The organism is Salinicoccus sediminis, from assembly GCF_000986795.1.
Classification (GTDB): domain Bacteria; phylum Bacillota; class Bacilli; order Staphylococcales; family Salinicoccaceae; genus Salinicoccus; species Salinicoccus sediminis.
Window position 1 is genome coordinate 1 of record NZ_LAYZ01000003.1, and the last position, 18,499, is coordinate 18,499.

At 49.4% G+C, this 18,499-nt stretch carries 19 protein-coding genes; 12 read left to right on the forward strand and 7 right to left on the reverse strand.

Translation table 11 applies throughout. From position 1 onward, the window contains the following. On the forward strand, positions 1-718 hold a 718-nt coding region (locus WN59_RS06175; RefSeq protein WP_046514426.1), incomplete at its 5' end, for an acetamidase/formamidase family protein. 35 nt (positions 719-753) lie between these two features. Here the strand turns inward: WN59_RS06175 and WN59_RS06180 are convergent. Beyond that, positions 754-1,311, reverse strand: coding sequence for a DEAD/DEAH box helicase family protein (locus WN59_RS06180; protein ID WP_046514430.1), 558 nt, complete (start codon positions 1,309-1,311; stop codon positions 754-756). A gap of 139 nt (positions 1,312-1,450) precedes the next feature. On the opposite strand from WN59_RS06180, the gene WN59_RS06185 reads away from it, so the two are divergent. After that, positions 1,451-1,639: a hypothetical protein gene (locus tag WN59_RS06185; protein WP_046514434.1), complete on the forward strand. Its 189-nt coding sequence runs from the start codon at positions 1,451-1,453 to the stop codon at positions 1,637-1,639. Between the two features lie 25 nt (positions 1,640-1,664). After that, the gene (locus WN59_RS06190) at positions 1,665-1,964 is read left to right on the forward strand and encodes a TIGR04104 family putative zinc finger protein (protein ID WP_046514437.1); all 300 of its coding nucleotides are present in this window, start codon (positions 1,665-1,667) and stop codon (positions 1,962-1,964) included. A 56-nt stretch (positions 1,965-2,020) separates the two neighbouring features. On the opposite strand, the gene modB is transcribed toward WN59_RS06190, so the two are convergent. The 5 genes from modB to WN59_RS06215 all read right to left on the reverse strand — a co-directional run bounded on the left by modB (position 2,021) and on the right by WN59_RS06215 (position 5,250). Then, positions 2,021-2,704, reverse strand: a complete 684-nt coding sequence (gene modB / locus WN59_RS06195; protein ID WP_046514441.1) for a molybdate ABC transporter permease subunit — start codon at positions 2,702-2,704, stop codon at positions 2,021-2,023. Beyond that, positions 2,685-3,473, reverse strand: a complete 789-nt coding sequence (modA, locus tag WN59_RS06200) for a molybdate ABC transporter substrate-binding protein (RefSeq protein WP_046514445.1) — start codon at positions 3,471-3,473, stop codon at positions 2,685-2,687. Before modA ends, modB begins: the two co-directional genes overlap by 20 nt. Positions 3,474-3,558: 85 nt before the next feature. Continuing rightward, positions 3,559-4,173, reverse strand: a complete 615-nt coding sequence (locus WN59_RS06205) for a LysE/ArgO family amino acid transporter (protein ID WP_046514448.1) — start codon at positions 4,171-4,173, stop codon at positions 3,559-3,561. 89 nt (positions 4,174-4,262) lie between these two features. Next, positions 4,263-4,592, reverse strand: coding sequence for an antibiotic biosynthesis monooxygenase (locus WN59_RS06210; RefSeq protein ID WP_046514452.1), 330 nt, complete (start codon positions 4,590-4,592; stop codon positions 4,263-4,265). A gap of 109 nt (positions 4,593-4,701) precedes the next feature. Then, positions 4,702-5,250 (reverse strand): tubby C-terminal domain-like protein, encoded by a 549-nt coding sequence (locus WN59_RS06215; protein ID WP_046514455.1) that lies wholly within the window; start codon positions 5,248-5,250, stop codon positions 4,702-4,704. Between the two features lie 138 nt (positions 5,251-5,388). On the opposite strand from WN59_RS06215, the gene WN59_RS06220 reads away from it, so the two are divergent. The 5 genes from WN59_RS06220 to WN59_RS06240 all read left to right on the forward strand — a co-directional run bounded on the left by WN59_RS06220 (position 5,389) and on the right by WN59_RS06240 (position 8,920). Further along, positions 5,389-6,156, forward strand: coding sequence for a 2OG-Fe dioxygenase family protein (locus WN59_RS06220; RefSeq protein WP_046514458.1), 768 nt, complete (start codon positions 5,389-5,391; stop codon positions 6,154-6,156). A gap of 116 nt (positions 6,157-6,272) precedes the next feature. Continuing rightward, a complete protein-coding gene (locus WN59_RS06225; protein WP_046514461.1) occupies positions 6,273-6,917 on the forward strand; it encodes an SDR family oxidoreductase in 645 nt (214 codons plus the stop codon). 120 nt (positions 6,918-7,037) lie between these two features. Then, positions 7,038-7,901, forward strand: a complete 864-nt coding sequence (locus WN59_RS06230; RefSeq protein ID WP_269430684.1) for a LysR family transcriptional regulator — start codon at positions 7,038-7,040, stop codon at positions 7,899-7,901. A 116-nt stretch (positions 7,902-8,017) separates the two neighbouring features. After that, positions 8,018-8,539: an acyl-CoA thioesterase gene (locus tag WN59_RS06235; RefSeq protein ID WP_046514464.1), complete on the forward strand. Its 522-nt coding sequence runs from the start codon at positions 8,018-8,020 to the stop codon at positions 8,537-8,539. Between the two features lie 18 nt (positions 8,540-8,557). Continuing rightward, positions 8,558-8,920 (forward strand): hypothetical protein, encoded by a 363-nt coding sequence (locus tag WN59_RS06240; RefSeq protein ID WP_046514468.1) that lies wholly within the window; start codon positions 8,558-8,560, stop codon positions 8,918-8,920. A gap of 34 nt (positions 8,921-8,954) precedes the next feature. On the opposite strand, the gene WN59_RS06245 is transcribed toward WN59_RS06240, so the two are convergent. Then, a complete protein-coding gene (locus WN59_RS06245) occupies positions 8,955-10,310 on the reverse strand; it encodes an MATE family efflux transporter (RefSeq protein ID WP_046514471.1) in 1,356 nt (451 codons plus the stop codon). 182 nt (positions 10,311-10,492) lie between these two features. On the opposite strand from WN59_RS06245, the gene WN59_RS13300 reads away from it, so the two are divergent. From WN59_RS13300 to WN59_RS06265, 4 genes are all read left to right on the forward strand, one after another. After that, positions 10,493-11,638 (forward strand): DUF2382 domain-containing protein, encoded by a 1,146-nt coding sequence (locus WN59_RS13300; RefSeq protein WP_052747311.1) that lies wholly within the window; start codon positions 10,493-10,495, stop codon positions 11,636-11,638. A gap of 165 nt (positions 11,639-11,803) precedes the next feature. After that, the gene (locus WN59_RS06255) at positions 11,804-13,435 is read left to right on the forward strand and encodes a BCCT family transporter (RefSeq protein WP_046514474.1); all 1,632 of its coding nucleotides are present in this window, start codon (positions 11,804-11,806) and stop codon (positions 13,433-13,435) included. Positions 13,436-13,622: 187 nt separating this feature from the next. Further along, complete coding sequence (locus WN59_RS06260) at positions 13,623-15,554, forward strand: fructose-1,6-bisphosphatase (RefSeq protein WP_156172401.1); 1,932 nt, start codon at positions 13,623-13,625, stop codon at positions 15,552-15,554. Between the two features lie 256 nt (positions 15,555-15,810). Beyond that, complete coding sequence (locus WN59_RS06265) at positions 15,811-18,453, forward strand: cation-translocating P-type ATPase (RefSeq protein WP_046514477.1); 2,643 nt, start codon at positions 15,811-15,813, stop codon at positions 18,451-18,453. Positions 18,454-18,499: the final 46 nt, after the last annotated feature.

Here is an 18,499-nt window from a genome sequence, read left to right on the forward strand (position 1 = left end):
CATCTATATCAATGATGTAAAGCCCGGTGACGTGCTGAAAGTCACGATAGAAAAAATCGATATCGCAAATACCGGCGTCATGGTCACAGGACCCGGGATGGGTGTCATGGGAAACAGGCTCAAGGACATGAACGTACGGAAATTCGATGTGGATAATGAGAAAGGTACAGTGGATTTTGACGGCCTTCGGTTACCGGTCAATAAAATGATCGGCGTCATCGGAGTCGCACCGCCCAACGCCGCCGTCAACAACGGCACACCCGATACGCATGGCGGGAATATGGATTCGGTAAAAGTGACAGAGGGTGCAGTACTCTACCTTCCCGTGTATCACGAAGGCGCACTCTTCGGGCTCGGAGACGTGCATGCAGCCATGGGAGACGGGGAAATCAGCGTATCAGGGCTTGAAGTCGAAGCGGATGTTACAGTAAAGCTCGAAAAAGCAGAAACACTCAGAACCTATCATCCTGTCATCACAGACGAAGACGGCGTCTACATGATGGTGTCAGACAAAGACCTCAACCTCGCCGTCGACCAGTCGGTCCATAAGATGACAGATTTGCTGCAGCCCCACACCAATCTACCACTGTCAGAAATGACCATGCTCATGAGCCTCGCCGGCCAGACACAGATCAACCAGGTCGTCGATCCGAAGAAAACCGCACGGTTCTTCGTTCCACGGTACATTCTCGAACATTACAATGTTGAATTGAAATAAAGAATAACAGTGGCATTCCCTTGGAATGTCACTGTTTAATTTATCCATTCAATTATTTTCTCAGACGCTTTTTGAGCATCTATTTCAGTTACATCAAGCCTTAAATAATTTTGTTCCTCGATTTCTCCTGGTAAGGAATTTAAGCGGTGATTTTCCACAGAATGTAAAAGTTCTTTCTTAGAGAGATCTATATCTCGTTTCGACGGTTTCTTTTCCAAACGGTAACTTGATCCATTCCTTTTCAATCTTTCCTCTAGGCTCGCTTCAAGCTCGACAAAATATAATTTATGATGTTTATCGGAAAATAACGATTTCAGTTTGTCTATGTATTTCCAATCATCTTTCAAGTCAAATCCCCACACAAAAGTAAAAACAATACCCGGGTGATCCCCATCTTTAGAAATATGATCAAAAATATCCATCCGCAGTTGATCTGATAATTCGAATGTGCGCTCATTCCAGCCGATATACGGCCATATAGCATCCAGTGTTACATGATTATGAAATAGAGGCAGACCAAGTGATTCACCGACCTTTTCTCCTATAGTCATCTTGCCAACTGCCTGTGGACCGAAGATAAGTATAATTTTCATGCAGCCACTCCTCATGAGGAAATTTTATTAAGCATATCATTGTTACATGGACTCTGGAACAGTTATCCAAACAAACTTGGAATATTAAACAATACTATGAGACAATTAATGTAAATCGACTTTTCGGGAGAACAATTAAATGAAAGTAACCATAGTAATCATCCTGATGCTCGCAGCAGGATTTCTGCCTCTGGCAGTCAATTTTATACCGGCCATACCGGACAGCTTTTCCACAGCCGCATGGATAGGAACGATCATATTGTTATTCATCGCTGCAATTGTCCTGGATAAACATAAAAGGCAGAAAGAAAAGAAACAGGATTCTTAAGACATTTCATCAGGAGTAGGTAATCATGGCTACATGTACAAATTGTGAGACTGAATGGACTTTTAAAGACAAAGCAAAAAAATCGGCCTCTTTTTCTCCGGCAATGCCCTGTCCATATTGCGGGGCAGATCAATTTGTTTCGCCGCGTTATAGAAAGAGAAGCGTTTCAACAACTTTTATAATGACATTCGTATTCTTCATTCCACTATTTTTTAATGTTCCATGGCAGATTCATATCCCTTTAGTTGCTCTGGCATTTATCACTACTATTATATTTCAGGTTTCACTCCTTGAGTTACACGACAGGGAAGAATACCCTTTCTGATATTTTTCACTCACGGATAAATAACGGCCTCCTGAACTTACAGGAGGCCGTTATTTTCATGAATTAGCTTTTACTCTTATGAACATCAGCATCAAAAAGGAGATCACAATGATTGTGATGACCCATGCCCAGGCGAGGGTCATATTTCCGGATTGTAACGCTGTGTATATCGCTGTCGGCATCGTCTGTGTACGGCCGGGAATATTGCCCGCCACCATGAGTGTGGCACCGAATTCACCGATTGCACGGGCAAAGCTTAATAACGCTCCTGTTACCAGTGCGGTTGTGGACAGAGGGAGGGTTACTTTTATGAATGTCTGCAGACTGTTTGCCCCGTCGACTTTTGCTGCGTTCTCGATATCCGCATCCACGTTCAAAAAACCCGCTTTTGCCGACTGGTACATCAGCGGGAATGCGACGACTGTACTGGCGATGACGGCTGCATACCATGTGAACATGATGGTGCCGCCGAAGAGAGTCTCATATAGATCACCGATGAAGCCGTTGTTTCCGAATATCATTATGAGCAGAAAACCCACGACTGTCGGCGGCAGCACCAGAGGCAGCATCAACAGTGTCTCGATTATGACCTTGCCCCTGAATTCCGTCCTTGCCATGAATCGTGCGGCTGCAGTGGCAAGGACAAATACGATCAGGAGGGCAATTATCGCCACCTGGAGTGATAACAATACCGGCGTTGTGAATTGTTCGGTTGTTAAGTTACTCAATAACAAAACCATAATCTTTAAATACCTCTAATGCCTCTTCAGATTGAAGGTAATCATAAAACTTTTCGGCAGCTTGCGGGTTTTGCGACTCGTTGATCATGCCTGCCGGATAAACGATCGGATCATGGGTATCCGCCGGTGCTGTCTCTATGATTTCCACTTTATCACTCGTTTCAGCATCTGTCCTGTATACGAGGCCGGCGTCCACATTGCCTGTTTCCACATAGGTCAGCACCGCCCGGACATCTTCAGCATAAACGAAAACCCCTTCCAGATCTTCCATCATTCCCATGGATTCAAGGGCCTCGGCCCCGTATGCGCCCGCCGGCACGGATTCAGGGGTGCCCATGGCTATCTGCTCCGCTTCACGGAGTCCTTCAAATGATGTCACTGAATCGTTGCCATCAGGGGCAATCAGTACCAGCTCATTTCTAAGCAACTCCGTTGAGTTTTCCGCATCTATGCAGCCCTCATCCATCACCGTCTGGAAATGTTCCCCGGACGCCGATAAGAACAGGTCGGCCGGCGCGCCCTGGATGATCTGCTGGCTCAGGGCGCCAGAACCGCCGAAATTATAGTCCACCTGCACTTCCGGGTATTCTTCCATGAACTTTTCAGCAATCTCATTCATCGCATCCGTCAGGCTTGCCGCTGCAGAGATGGTGATGGTCCCTTCAACGGTCTCTTCCGATCCGGATCCGTCCGCTGCACTTTCATTGCCGCACGCTGTCATGAAAAGCATGAGTAATCCCAATATCCCTAAGGCTCTTCTCGCCGACATCCCGCTTCCTTCTTTCCTGTTATGACCTTTATATGTATTGTACCAGTAAACAGGCACGCAGATCTTTGAACTTATTGAACATATTTCAGCCTCTGTAAAGCTGTATGCCCAGATAAATTGCCACGCCCCATATGATGACTGCTGATATTTTGTTTATTCGACCAAGCAGCTTCCCTTCAGTGTCGAAATTGCCGACTGTCCTTCCCGCGACTGCAAGCCCGATGAACCAAAGGCAGGAAACGGCGATACAGGAAGCGGTAAAGAGGATCCTTTCACCGCCTGCGTAACTCAGTGAACTCGTACCGATCACTCCGATAGTATCCAGAATCGCATGGGGGTTGAGCAGGGAGACGGACATGGCGAACAGTATCTGTTTTCTGGTCGAGAGCGCCGCTTCTTCTTTATCCAGGCCGGCAGGGTCGCTGTTCCATATCGACCAGCCCATATAAAGCAGAAAGATGATGCCGACAGAGAAGATGACCATCTGGAGCACCGGCACAGTGAGCACAATGACCGAAACACCCAAAACAGCGAGCAGTATGAGCAGAGCGTCGCACAGAGAAGCGGTGATGATGACGGGGACTGCGCCCCTGAATTTCGGCTGTGATGCGCCCTGATTGAAGACGAAGACATTTTGGGCACCCAGCGGGAGAATCAGCCCGAATGCCAGAATGATGCCGTGGATAAGTGCTGCTGTCATAAATCTGTCCTCCTGGAAACTTAAATATACTATCCCTAAATATTACAATATATTAAGACACCACTCCAACATGGAATGGTGTCTTATAGTCATTTTGCCGGGTGATGCTGCACGTGAACTTCATATGTGGTCAGCTCTGCACCAAGGATCGGGCTTTCCGCTTTGTCGTCTTTTGGGTTATTTTGGGCTTCATGCGCTTTCCTTGTGGCCCTGCTTTCCCGCCATGCTTCAAATGAGGCGTGGTCTTCCCACGTTGTACAGACCTGGATTTCATCGAATTCCTCGGTGTTTTCCTTGATGAGCACCTCCATCAGCACGAAGCCGTCGAACGTGTGGACTGATTTTGCCTGATTGAACTTTTCGGCTACTTCATCCCCCGTCCCTTTTTTAAGACGTATGGTGTTTACAGCTTTGATCATTTCATATCCTCCTGTTTTCATATTTTCCTATGCACTTATAATGATAGAGTAAATGCAGTTGTTTCACCATGGGTTCAATTTGAATAATAGGTGAAGTTTTTGCGCCGCATCAATTCGATTTCTTTCTCATGTGCTCCTGATATTCATAAAACACCTGGAAGAGCAGAATCAGCAGGGCGGAATCGTATGTGTCGTCCAGTATCTCCAGATCATGTCTGGATGCGAGTTTGAAAAACTCGGACTTCGTCGTCATTATTTCACGCCCGTCACGGTCTGTGACGGTAACTGAACGCGAAAAGAAACCGGACTGGAAAAAAAGACGGTTCCCCTCATTACTTTCGAATGTCATTTTCGGACGGAATGCCATCTTAGTCGTAAATTCACCGATTACCTCGCCGTCCTTCATTACACCCCAGACGGTTCTGAAGGGCGTCTTGAACTTTCCTTCGAATGACTTCTCCTGTTTTGTGGCGTATCCGGCATCTCCGCCTTCGATTTTAAAATTATGTTTCTGCCGGCCCAGATAGGCGAATGTCTTCTGCCTTTCGGAAGTATAGTACAGGCTGAGAGCATACTTTGGATTATCCCCTTCATCATAGACGTCTATCGCCTTTGTGGAGGAATCAAAAAAATTCTCCCGGTAATGAAAATTCACCATGATAATCTCTCCTATAATTTCATTTGTCTATAAAATACTTCTAATGCCGGCCCTTGTACAGCAATATCCAGCGTCTGTGATAAAATGGGGAATGGCTTCAATAATAATTCTTATACTACAAAAGGTGAGGGATTTTTAATGGGTAATTTGAAAGAAAATGGTTATGAAAAATATGATATGATGCACAGTCTGCATTACGATGGTATAGAGGAAGACTATAATGAGATACTCAATTATTTCGAAAATCTGCCGGAGGATGACTATGCCCCGGGCTTAAATAGATACAGACGATATTCAAGGGCGCTTGTCCTGCCATCATCGGGCGGCATCGAGTGGCTGCCGACCGTAAAAAGGGACGGCACTGAGTATGCCGCCTATTTCCAGGGCAAATTCAACCCCGAGCACAGCGGCTCCTACAGGGAGTTCCATTCAATCGATGAAAATATCCGCAATAATAAACTGCTCCGGGAAATCATCATGGCCGACTACCACGAAACGTTCTGGCAAGAGGAAGAGAAGATCATGCCGATCCATGTCGGTGTCCATTTTGTAAAGCTTCTGGTCAGGCAGGATGGTGAGAAAGCCGTATCATCACCCGACTGCCTCCACCAGGACGGAGAGCCATTCACTTTCGCCCACCTCGTAAAGCGCGGGAACGTAAAAGGCGGTACAAATGCAATCGGCATCCCGGCTGTCAGGGGCAGCCGGCCTGAAGATGTACCAAAAGGGGATATCCATGAAATCTTCGAACTGGAAAAACCTCTTGAATCATACGGGGTCTACGATTCCAAAGTCAGTCATTACGTAAGTCCGGTAGAGAAGGGCGATGGACCGGAGGAAACGGGTGTCCGGTCCATCATCCTGATCGACTATCAGCAGACGGTCGTGGCAGACATGGATGAATAATACCGGGATATTTCCCGGGAAACTTTTCAACAGGTTGACCCTGTAAACAACTTCCTTTGCCATTCCCGGGTCCCGTGATAGCATATTCCTTATAAAGTACTGAGGAGGTATGCATTATGTCAAGAGTGCTCGTAGTCGGAGCAAACGGCCAGGTGGCCAGCCACCTGACTGCCAAGCTCAAAGAAAAAGGCCATGATCCTGTGGCTATGGTGAGGAAAGAGGAGCAGGTTTCCCAATTTGAGGATGAAGGTATCGAAACAGTGCTCGCAGATCTTGAGAAGGATTTCTCGCACGCATTTGACAATGTGGATACCGTTGTCTTTGCGGCCGGATCCGGGCCGCACACAGGACCGGATAAAACGATCGTCATCGATCAGGAAGGTGCAATCGAGACCATCGATAATACGGTCGCGAAAGGTATCAAAAACTTTGTCATGCTGAGCGGCCTGCCGTCAGATGGTCCGAAAAACACTTCAGACAATATGAAGCACTATTATTACGCCAAACACAGGGCGGATGAATACTTGAAGGGCACCGACCTGAACTTTGCAATATTACGGCCTGGCCGTCTGACAGATGATGCTGAGACCGGTAAAGTCCGGATAGATGAGCATGCCAATGCGTCATCCGAGTCGACTGACGGCAGAGTGCCGCGACAGGACGTAGCCGAAGTCCTTGAGCAGATTGTCGACAGGAACAACCTGTCCGGCCAGACCTACTACCTGATCGGTGGGGACACTGCCATTGAAGATGCATTGTAACTCAAACAGCAGAGCCATCCAGCCGGTGGCTCTGCTGTTTTTTATCAAAAATCGGTGCTTCAGTCTATAATGGTACTGACACCGGCCTGAAAGGAAGTGATTGCCATCGATATCAAACATATGCGGTATTTCGTGGCTATTGTAAAATACGGCAGCATGACCGAAGCTTCACAACGGCTCTACATATCCCAGCCGACGATCAGCAAAGCGATACAGGACATTGAAACAGAACTCGGCATGTCTTTGTTCGACCGCAACAAAAAGAAAATCGCCCTGACTGATGCCGGCAGAATCTTCTTCGACCAGTGCGAGGAGATCCTCCGGCTCCATGCAGAGTTGCCAAACGACCTTAAAAATATGGTGGGGATGCGGCAGGGTCATATAAAAATCGGCCTGCCCCCCATCATGGATGCAGGCAAACTGATGGCAATCATCAGAGATTTTCACGACCTGTATCCGAAAATCACTTTCCAGCTCATAGAAAGCGGCAGCCGGACAATCGAGTCCCGCCTGATCCAAAATGAAATCGATGTCGGCATAACCGTCCTGCCGACAGAAAGTGACCACTTTGACAATTTCAATTTCATCAGTGAATCACTATGCCTTGTAGTACATGAGAACCATACGCTGGCCCCAAGACAGTCTGTACATTTGAGAGAGTTGAAACATGAGAGTTTCATCATGTTCAGCGAGGACTTCTATCTGAATGAGATCATCACCTCCGCATGTAAAAATGCCGGCTTCGTACCTGACATAATATCGAAGACTTCCCAATGGAATTTCATCGAGGAAATGATCGACCGGGAGCTGGGCATATGCATCATGCCTCAAAGTGTCGCGGGGCTCCTCAAAAGCTCCTCTGTCACAGTGGAGATTGACGATCCTCCGCTGAATTGGCGTCTCGGTCTCATCTGGAACAGAGATAAATATATAAATTTCATCACCAAGGAGTGGCTCAGATTTTTTCAGCATCACTATACCTGATGGATTGGCGCCGCTTTCATAGTTTTTATGCATACTTCCCATGAAATACCGCTATTTTTCTTAATCCGCTGCATCCCCCATACTGGCTTTATCAGACGAAAGAAAGGTAGAGCAAAGTGGCAGAAACAAAAAACCCCAGAGACAGCAGAGTAACCAGTATCGACCAGGTGTTTGCAAACGACCTGAATAACTATAATACGCTTTTCGGCGGTGTACTGATGAAGCGTATCGACAATGTCGCCTCCCTTGCGGCCAGGCGCCATGCGAGAGTCCGTGAATGCGTGACCGCTTCAATCGATTCCATCGATTTCCTCCATCCGATTACCCAGTCGGAATCGGTATGCATAGAGGCCTTCGTCTCTTCGACAGGGAATAAGAGCATGGAAGTTTTCTGCAAAGTGGTCACCGAAGATATGATTACCGAGAACAGGAAGGTCGCCGCAACAGCTTTCCTGACATTTGTGGCGCTGGATGACTCCAAGCAGCCGATACAAGTGCCCGGTGTTGCACCGGAGACCGACGAAGAGAAATACCTTTACCAGTCCGGCACACAAAGGGCGGCGATGCGAAGGGAAAGGCGCGTACACAGCAAGGAGCTCACACAAAAAATCAGTGTCGACAAACCATGGGATAAGTAAACGAGAGGAGTGGTTTTCATGTATGCCAGCCAGAAAACAGTACGCGGAATGCAGCAGGAACTGGACTATATAGGTCACGAATACCCCGAGCTTTACGCCCGAATCCAGCATGTAACAAGCTTTGCCAGACAGCTTCAGGTGAAATACAGATACCTGGCGGATCTGATAACCGGAGAATCCGTCGAACCGGAACCGAAATTCATCAAAGCCTCCGTCCTTGAACTGCTGATTGTGGAAGTCGGCAAACTGAAGGCGATGCCGCATTTCGAAGTGTTCCTGAAGCTCCTTGATGACAATGAGCATGCTGACGCTCCGGAAATATTCCTCCTGGTACTTGGTGCCAGAGAGGACACCGTGGTGAACAACGCCATCATCAGCTGATATACAATGAAATCCCCGGATTCCGGGGATTTTGTCATGTCTGTATTTCTTTTTTGAATAATTGCTTCCTGTCCCACTTGCCAAATTTGTAATACATGAAGGCGAACAGACTGCTGATGATGAAGCTCACACCCATCCCGAGACCTATGCCTGTCTGGCCGAAGATCGAAGAGAACAGATCGGTGAGCGGATAGCGGAGTACCCAGAATGAGATGATGTTCAGCACCAGCACCTGATACATGGCCCCCGCCGCCCTCACAATACCGTTCAGGACGAAATTCAGTCCCAGGAACGGATAGCAGAGTGCGACTATGCGCAGGTATTCGGTCCCGAAGGCGACGGATGCATCGTCCTGGATGAACAGCCTGACACCCGCCTCTGCAAAAATGATGACAGCCACTGCCACAGCGACCATGATTGCGAAATTATATACTGCCGCAAGCTTTGCGATTTTCCTGACACGGTTCCAGTCATTGATGCCGATATTCTGACCGGCCATGCTGTTCACTGCGGTGCCGAGCGCCATGGCGGGCAGCATGATCAGGCTGTCGAGTCTCTGGGCCGCGCTGAAACCAGCAACGGTATATCCCCCAAACTGGGTGACGACACTGAGGATGGCAGCGACCCCCGCATGTATCACTGCCATCTGCAGCCCGGCAGGTATGCCGAGGTTCAATATCAGCGATACTTCCGACCGCTTCGGCAATGATGGCGGCGTAAACGGAATCAGCCGGTTCTTCACCGAATAGTATATGGAATACAGGAATGCGATGCCCTGGGCTGCCACCGTGGAAAATGCCGCCCCCTCAATCCCAAGGTCCAATACACCGATGAACAGAGGGGCAAGCAGTGCATTCATCACGACCGCTATCAGCACGATCCTCATAGGGGTCCTGCTGTCGCCGATGGCGCGCAGAACTGTATTTACAAAGTTATATGCAAACAGGAAAAACATTCCCAAAAAGCTGATTTGCAGGTAGATCCTTGCCTCCGCGAGTATCGATTCCGGCGTGCCGATCAAAAGGAGCAGCTTTTCCGAGAATATAAATCCGAAGACACCGAATACTATGGCCATTGCGGTCATGAGCACCACAAAAGCATTCAGATAGCTTTTCAACCCCTCCTCATTCTTTCTGCCGTACTGCTGTGACAGGATCGTCAGTGCCGCATTGTTCATCCCGAGTATGAACGACAGCACAGTCACCAGTATGGTGGTGGCGACCGCCACCGATCCGAGCGCGCCTGCACCCAGCAGGTTCCCCACCCACAGACTGTCCACGATCTGGAATGATGTCTGCAGCAGATTCGTCAGCATGATGGGACCCGAGAACAGTATCAGAGGTTTCAGGATCCCGCCTTTGGTAAAATCGGTTTGATGTTTATCAGCCACCGCTCATCTTCTCCTTAAAATATCCCTATATAGTAAATAATAAATATCATTCTATCATCTTTGGAGGCAAAGTTTATTAAGAAAATGTGCGGGTATATCCCTAATACATGCAAGAGTAATCCATTAAGACAATCAACATGGAACGAAGCAATATAGAATTTAAATAGACGGAGGTATTGATCATGCGTAATATCGAAACGTTTACCAATGAAGAAGAGCTGAACGGCAGAATTGAGCAGCTGAAAGCAGAAGGCGTCAACGAAGATGATATAACAGTCGTATCCAGAGAGGAGCTTGCAGGCAGTGCGGTTGGATATACAGGCGTCAATTTCAGGACGTCGGAAGGGAACGCCTGGGATAAGATCGTCTCCTGGTTCTCCGATGAAAATCCCGAAGACCGTGTCATGACGGAGCTGGATGTGGATTCCCGCGAGGAAGGTGAATACAAGGAAGCCCTGGACCGGGGAGAAATCCTGCTTCATGTCAAAAACAGCTCAGAAAGCGGTACGGGAGTCTATCCGGAGCGCGGCACCGGCATCTACCCGGAAGACGAGAAGTCTGAAAATATGGATGCGGAACGCGGCACGGGGGTCTATGCAGAAGACGATGCTCTTGAAGACGATGAGGAGCTGCATACGACCCGGGACAACCGGACCGTCGGCAAAGGTGAAGCCGCAGAAGGCCAGCGTGAACAGAACGTGATGGACACACACAGGGATGACCCGCTCGGCGACAAGGAAGGCGACTACAGTGTCGATGAAAGGGCACTGAACACCAGCGGAGGCCTCGCAGGCAGCACTGACGAAGGTTATGATTACGATGAAAATGAAATCAGGGACCGCGAAATTGGCGACAGTGAACGCGAAGATCTCTCCGAAGAGGAAAGGCTCCAGCTGCGCGAAGAACACTTGAATGTGGATAAGGAAAATGTGCAGACGGGCGAAGTGAATGTAGGCAAACACGTCGAAACAGACCACCAGGAATTCGATGTGCCTGTTGAACGTGAGGAAGTGTCCGTGGAAAGGCGGCCGGTTGAAGATGATGCGAGACCGGGATCCATTGATGATACCGGCAGTGATGATTCCGTCCACATTCCGGTCAGTGAAGAGCGCGTCAATGTAGAAAAGGAAAATGTGGTCAACGAAGAAGTCGTGGTTAAAAAAGATAAGGTCAGAGATACGGAACATGTTTCAGAGGATGTGCGCCGTGAAGAAGCGGATATCAATGAAACGGACAATCAGGACCGTGAAACGAGGAACCGGGATACCGAAGGGAACATCAACGACGAAGACAGGAATTTCCCGGGAAATGATGATTACAGAAGATAACGGAACACGATTGACAGGCCCATAGTTTAAACTATGGGTCTTTTTTACTGGCATTCCCGAAATGGGCACTTGAAATGGAGCGCTAATATTGTTATTCTCTTAATGTTTGTAAATTACTTTATAAAAGTCCAGTAGCTTTTAATGCAATCCAATTAAGGGGAGAAAATGATGAACAAAAATACGAAAGACCGTAAACGGACCGTTTCCAACGTCTTCACATACTCTGCAGTGATAGTCGGCATACTGGTAGTTCTCGGTGCCATATTCCCGAATCAATTCGGTGACATTTCCGGCTCTATCTCTGCATGGGTCACTGAATATTTTGGCTGGTACTACATGATCCTCACCACACTGCTGGTATTCTTCTGCGTTTTCCTGATGCTCAGCCCGATTGGCAAGCTGAAATTGGGAAAACCGGATGACAAGCCGGAATTCCGGACGATTTCCTGGTTTGCCATGCTGTTCAGCGCAGGTATGGGTATCGGCCTCGTCTTCTACGGGGCATCAGAACCGGTATCGCACTTCATAGCACCGCCTTCCGCCGATCCACAGACGAATGCAGCTGTTCTGGAATCTATGCGCTCCACATTCCTGCACTACGGCTTCCACGCCTGGGCGATGTATGGTGTTGTGGCACTGGCGCTTGCATACTCCCAGTTCAGAAAAGGGGAAAGCGGACTGCTTTCCAAGACACTCCGTCCGATATTCGGGAACCGGGTCGATGGCGTCCTGGGCACCGTTGTTGATGTCCTGGCAGTATTCGCCACCATCATCGGGGTCGCCGTATCACTCGGCGTTGGCGCGCTGCAGATCAATGGCGGCCTCAATTACCTGTTCGGTCTGCCGAATAACATCATCGTACAGGGCGTCATCATCGCTGTCGTCACCTGTCTGTTCCTGATCAGTGCATGGAGCGGTCTGAGCAAGGGCATCCAGTATTTAAGTAACACCAACATGGTCTTTGCCGGCATATTATTTGCGACCGTACTGATAGTCGGTCCGACAATGATCATCCTCAACATGATGACCCAATCCACAGGCCTCTATCTGCAGACATTCCTGGAAAACAGCTTTGATGTCGCAACGCTGAATGAACAGAAGAGCGCATGGCTCAAGGACTGGACCATATATTACTGGGGCTGGTGGATGAGCTGGAGTCCGTTTGTCGGCATTTTCATCGCCAGGATCTCTCGCGGACGCACCATCCGTGAATTCGTCGGTGCCGTGCTTTTCGTCCCGACGATTGTCAGCATCATCTGGTTCAGCGTGTTCGGCATGACCGGCATCACAGTCGGACAGGATACACCGGGCATCTTCGACATGGCTCCTGAAACACAGCTCTTTGCGATATTCAATGAAATGCCTGTGGGATCACTGCTTTCCATTGTCGCCATCATACTTGTCTCAGTATTCTTCATCACATCTGCAGATTCCGCTACTTTCGTTCTCGGCATGCAGACGACATTCGGGTCACTCACGCCGCCTGCCATTGTCAAGATCGTATGGGGTATTTCGCTCTCTTCAATTGCCTACATCCTTCTGTTAGCCGGAGGGGAGACTGGGCTCAATGCCCTTCAGTCGGCTGCCATCATTTCCGCACTGCCTTTCAGTATCGTGGTCATTCTGATGGTTGTCGCATTTTACAAAGATGCCAATACTGAAAGAAAATACCTTGGTCTTTCCATCACGCCGAACAAGAAACGCATGCAGGCCTACATGGAAAGCACACCGGAAGAACACCAGGAAGACATCGAAACCTATATTGAAGAAAAAGAAGATGAAACAAAAGGTATATAGCCACCAGAGCACGGACCCGCCGGTCCGTGCTTTTTTGACTGAACACACCGTTAATTTATATGCGGATAGATGTTATTCTTATTATGGAAGCGCTTGACCGCCTAAATCTAGTATAATGTTAGTGATACATCAACTTCGGCCGCCTGAGGATTCACTCCGGCCGTCAATCAGAGGAGGATATGCAGTCTTGGAAACAAAGTATTTGGATTTATTAGCTGAAAAGTTTGACCAGGAAGAAAAAGTGGCCACGGAAATAATCAATTTGGAATCCATTCTCGACCTGCCCAAGGGGACTGAGCATTTCGTCAGCGACCTGCACGGAGAGTTCCAGGCATTCCAGCATGTTTTGAGAAATGGCTCCGGGAATGTCAGGCAGAAGATCACTGATATTTTCAAAGACACGCTTAGCAAGGAAGAGATCAGCCAGTTTGCGGCACTGGTCTACTACCCGGAAGAAAAGCTCCAGCTGATCAGAAACCAGTTCGAATCGAAAAAAGATCTGGATGCATGGTATGTCACGAAGATCGATCAGATGATCGAACTTATTGCGTATGCCTCGTCCAAATACACCCGCTCCAAACTCCGCAAGGCGCTGCCGGAACAGTTCGTCTTCATCATCGAGGAGCTGCTCTATAAGAGCGACGAGTTCAGCAATAAAAAACCATACTATGAAAAACTCGTCCAGCAGATCATCGGCCTCGGCCAGGCCGACAAGCTGATCATCGGCATGTCCTACACGATCCAGCGCCTTGTCGTCAACCACCTGCATGTCGTCGGCGACATATATGACAGAGGGCCGGAGCCGGACAAGATCATGGAGACTCTGATCGATTACCACTCCCTTGATATACAATGGGGGAATCATGACGTGCTCTGGATCGGCGCATATGCGGGTTCCAAAGTCTGCCTGGCCAACATCCTCAGAATATGCGCCCGCTATGACAATCTGGATATCATCGAGGATGCATACGGCATCAATCTGCGGCCGCTGGTCAACCTGGCGGAAAAATACTATGGTGACAACCCTGCCTTCCACCCGAAGAAAACCGCCGATCAGGAGCTTTCGGATGTGGAGAAGCTACAGATTACAAAAATACATCAGGCGATCGCCATGATCCAGTTCAAGCTGGAAAGCCCGATCATCAAGCGCCGGCCGTACTTCGACATGGAGGAAAGGCTTGTACTGGAGAAAGTCGATTACGACAGGCAGGAGATCACCGTCTACAACAAGACGTATCCGCTTGAAAACACCTGCTTTGCCACCGTGGACCGGGAAGACCCGGCCAGGATGCTTCCGGAGGAGGAAGAGGTCATCAACAAGCTCCTGCTTTCCGTACAGCAGTCCGAAAAGCTCAGGCGCCATATGAATTTCCTGATGAAAAAGGGAAGCCTGTACCTGAAGTATAACGGCAACCTTCTCATCCACGGCTGCATCCCTGTGGATGAGAACGGTGAGATGGAACAGATGGAGATCGACGGTAGGATATACGGGGGCCGGGAGCTGCTGGACCAGTTCGAGGATTATCTCCGCAAGTCTTTCCAGGACAAAGAGACGACAGATGACCTGGCGACCGACCTTGTCTGGTACCTCTGGACCGGGAAATACTCCTCCCTTTTCGGCAAGCGCGCAATGACCACATTTGAACGCTATTTCATCAAGGACAAAGCATCCCATAAGGAGGAAAAGAACCCATACTACCATCTGCGGGAAGACAGTGCCATGTGCCGCAAGATGCTCGCGGAGTTCGAACTCGATCCGGACCAGGGCAGGATCATCAACGGCCACACGCCGGTGAAGGAAATAGACGGGGAGGATCCGATCAAGGCGAGCGGCAAGATGATCGTCATCGACGGCGGCTTCTCCAAAGCCTACCAGTCCACTACGGGAATAGCCGGCTACACACTGCTCTATAACTCCTTCGGCATGCAGCTTGTCGCCCATCAGCATTTCAACTCCAAGGAGAATGTCCTGCTCGACGGTGCCGATGTGCTCTCTGTAAGGCGTGTTGTCGATGAGGAGCTGGAAAGGAAGAAAGTACGCGACACCAATATCGGCGAAAAGCTGCAGGAGGAGATCAGGATGCTCAAAAAGCTGATGTCCTACCGGTATATTGAATAGCGCATGACAGTGCGCTATTTTATCAATTTGGAGATGGACGTGTTATAATCCAATTAATCACATTATTCTTTGACTGACCGTCAAAGGGGAGTAGCGTTGGAAAAGATGCGTTCTTTTTCAAAATAAAGCCGTCAGTTCATGGAGGAATCCATCGGTTTTATTAGCAGATATTGCTCAGCGAGACCTTTGCCCCCCGGGGTGAAAGTCTCGTTTTTTGTTACTCTTTCCATATCCCAAAAGGAGGAAGCGATCTTAAATGGCCATTTACCAGAAAAGCATTGGCGCGGTTTTCGATGATGTGGATACATCAGAAAAAGGTCTGTCGAAACCGGAGGCTGCAGACCGTCTTGAAGAATACGGCTATAACGAAATCAAGGAAAAGGAGAAGGCTTCGACGCTGCAACTTTTCCTGGAGACTTTCAAGGATGCGATGGTCATCGTGCTCCTCGTCGCGGCAGGTGTCCAGATTGCACTCGGTGAAATTGCGGAATCCGCGATCATCTTCCTGGTGCTGATCATCAACGCCGTCATCAGCGTCGTCCAGACAAAAAAGGCGGAAAGCTCACTCGAGGCATTGCAGGACATGTCTGCTCCGGAGGCGAATGTCCTCCGGGACGGCACAAAGATGACACTGGCGGCAAAAGAGCTCGTGCCGGGGGATATCGTATTCCTCGAAGCGGGGGACTATGTGCCGGCCGATGGCCGTGTCATCGAGAGCGGCTCGCTCAAAGTGAACGAGGGCATGCTCACCGGTGAATCCGAAGCGGTTGAAAAAGGCATAGAAACTATCCGGGAAGAGGCTGTGCTCGGAGACAGGCACAACATGCTGTTCTCGAGTTCCCTGGTCGTATACGGCCGCGGCACCTTCGTCGTTACCGGCACTGCCGAACAGACCGAAATCGGCAAGATCGCCGACATGCTCTCCACCGCGGAACAGAAACAGACACCGCTGCAGCTTAAGCTGAACAGCTTCAGTAAAAAGCTCGGCATCGGCATACTCATACTCTGTATATTGATTTTTGCCGTACAGGCCGCACGTATCTGGTTTGGCGACAGTAACGCCGATACAACGACGGCATTGCTCAACGCCCTGATGTTCTCTGTGGCCATTGCGGTGGCCGCCATACCGGAGGCGCTGCAGTCCATCGTGACCATCGTCCTCTCAGTCGGAACGAACAAGATGGCAAAGCAGCACGCCATCATCAGGAAGCTGCCGGCGGTTGAAACACTGGGTTCAACGAGCATCATCTGTACGGACAAGACCGGAACACTGACGCAGAATAAGATGACAGTGACGGATCACTTCATACCGGACGGCTCCAGTGGCAGTCTGCCGGATAACCCTGAGAATTGGAGTACATCCGAAAGGATGCTCGTCAATATCGGCGTACTCTGCAATGATTCATATATCAACAAAGACGGCAATCCGATCGGCGATCCGACCGAGGTCGCACTGATCAACTTTGCGAATGCCGGCAACGGGGATTATGAAGAGATACGGGACAGATACCCGAGAGAGGCGGAACTGCCGTTTGACTCCGACCGTAAGCTCATGTCCACGGTCCATGAGATTGACGGCACTCCGATGATGCTCGTCAAGGGCGGACCGGATGTCGTATTCGAACGTGCGGGATATGTCCTCGTGGACGGTGAGGAACGCCCGATTGACGATGACATGCTCCAGAAATTCCAGGATGCGTATGAAACATTTTCAGAACAGGCACTGAGGGGACTTGCGTTCGGCTACAGGAAACTCGACTCCACAGATGCCGCAATCACCCATGATGATGAATATGACATAGTGCTCACCGGTATCATCGCCATGATGGACCCTCCGCGCGAAGCGGTGTACGGCTCCATCGAAGAATCCAGGAAAGCCGGCATCCGTACCGTCATGATAACGGGTGACCATAAGATCACCGCCCAGGCAATCGGCCGTGAAATCGGTCTGATGCAACAAGGTGATATCGCCGTTACAGGCAGGGAACTCGACGATATGACAGAGGAGGAACTTGAGGACAAACTGCAAAGCATCTCTGTATACGCCCGTGTATCACCGGAGAATAAAATCCGCATCGTCCGTGCATGGCAGCGCAGGGATGTCATTACAGCCATGACCGGTGACGGCGTCAATGACGCCCCGGCACTGAAGCAGGCGGATATCGGCATTGCCATGGGCAGCGGTACCGAAGTCGCCAAGGATTCATCAGCGATGATACTGACCGACGACAACTTCGTCTCCATCGTCAATGCCGTCGGCGTCGGCCGGACAGTGTTCGATAACATCAAAAAGGCAATCGGCTATTTATTCGCGGGGAACCTGGGCGCCATCATCGCCATACTGTATGCTGTAACGCTCAACATGCCGAATCCATTCACGGCGCTGCAGCTGCTTTTCATCAACCTGGTCAATGATTCACTGCCGGCGATTGCACTCGGCATGGAAAAATCCGAACCGGATGTAATGGACCGCAAACCGCGGGATGTCGATGAGGGGATTTTCGCAGGCGGAACGATGAAAGCCGTCATCACCCGCGGCATCCTGATCGGTATCGCCGTTATCATCTCCTTCCATATCGGACTCGGTGCCTCTGTGGAAATCGGCGTGGCAATGGCGTTTACGACTCTGATCCTGTCCAGGACCCTCCAGACATTTGCGGCAAGATCCAATACACAGACGGCGTTCGGCGCCGGATTTTTCCAGAACAGATATGTCATCGGTGCGGTGATCCTCGGATTTGCCCTCTATGGTATGACAACACTGCCTCTCGTGAGGGGAATCTTCAATATCCCGCCGGAATTCGGTATCGTGGAATGGCTGTATGCAACAGGACTCGCCCTCGCTTCCGTCATCATGATGGAAATTGTGAAAGTGGTCCAGCAGCGCATGAGCAGATAGGTTAAAATATCGTCTTTACCTGTGTATAATGTCAGCCAGTAAAATA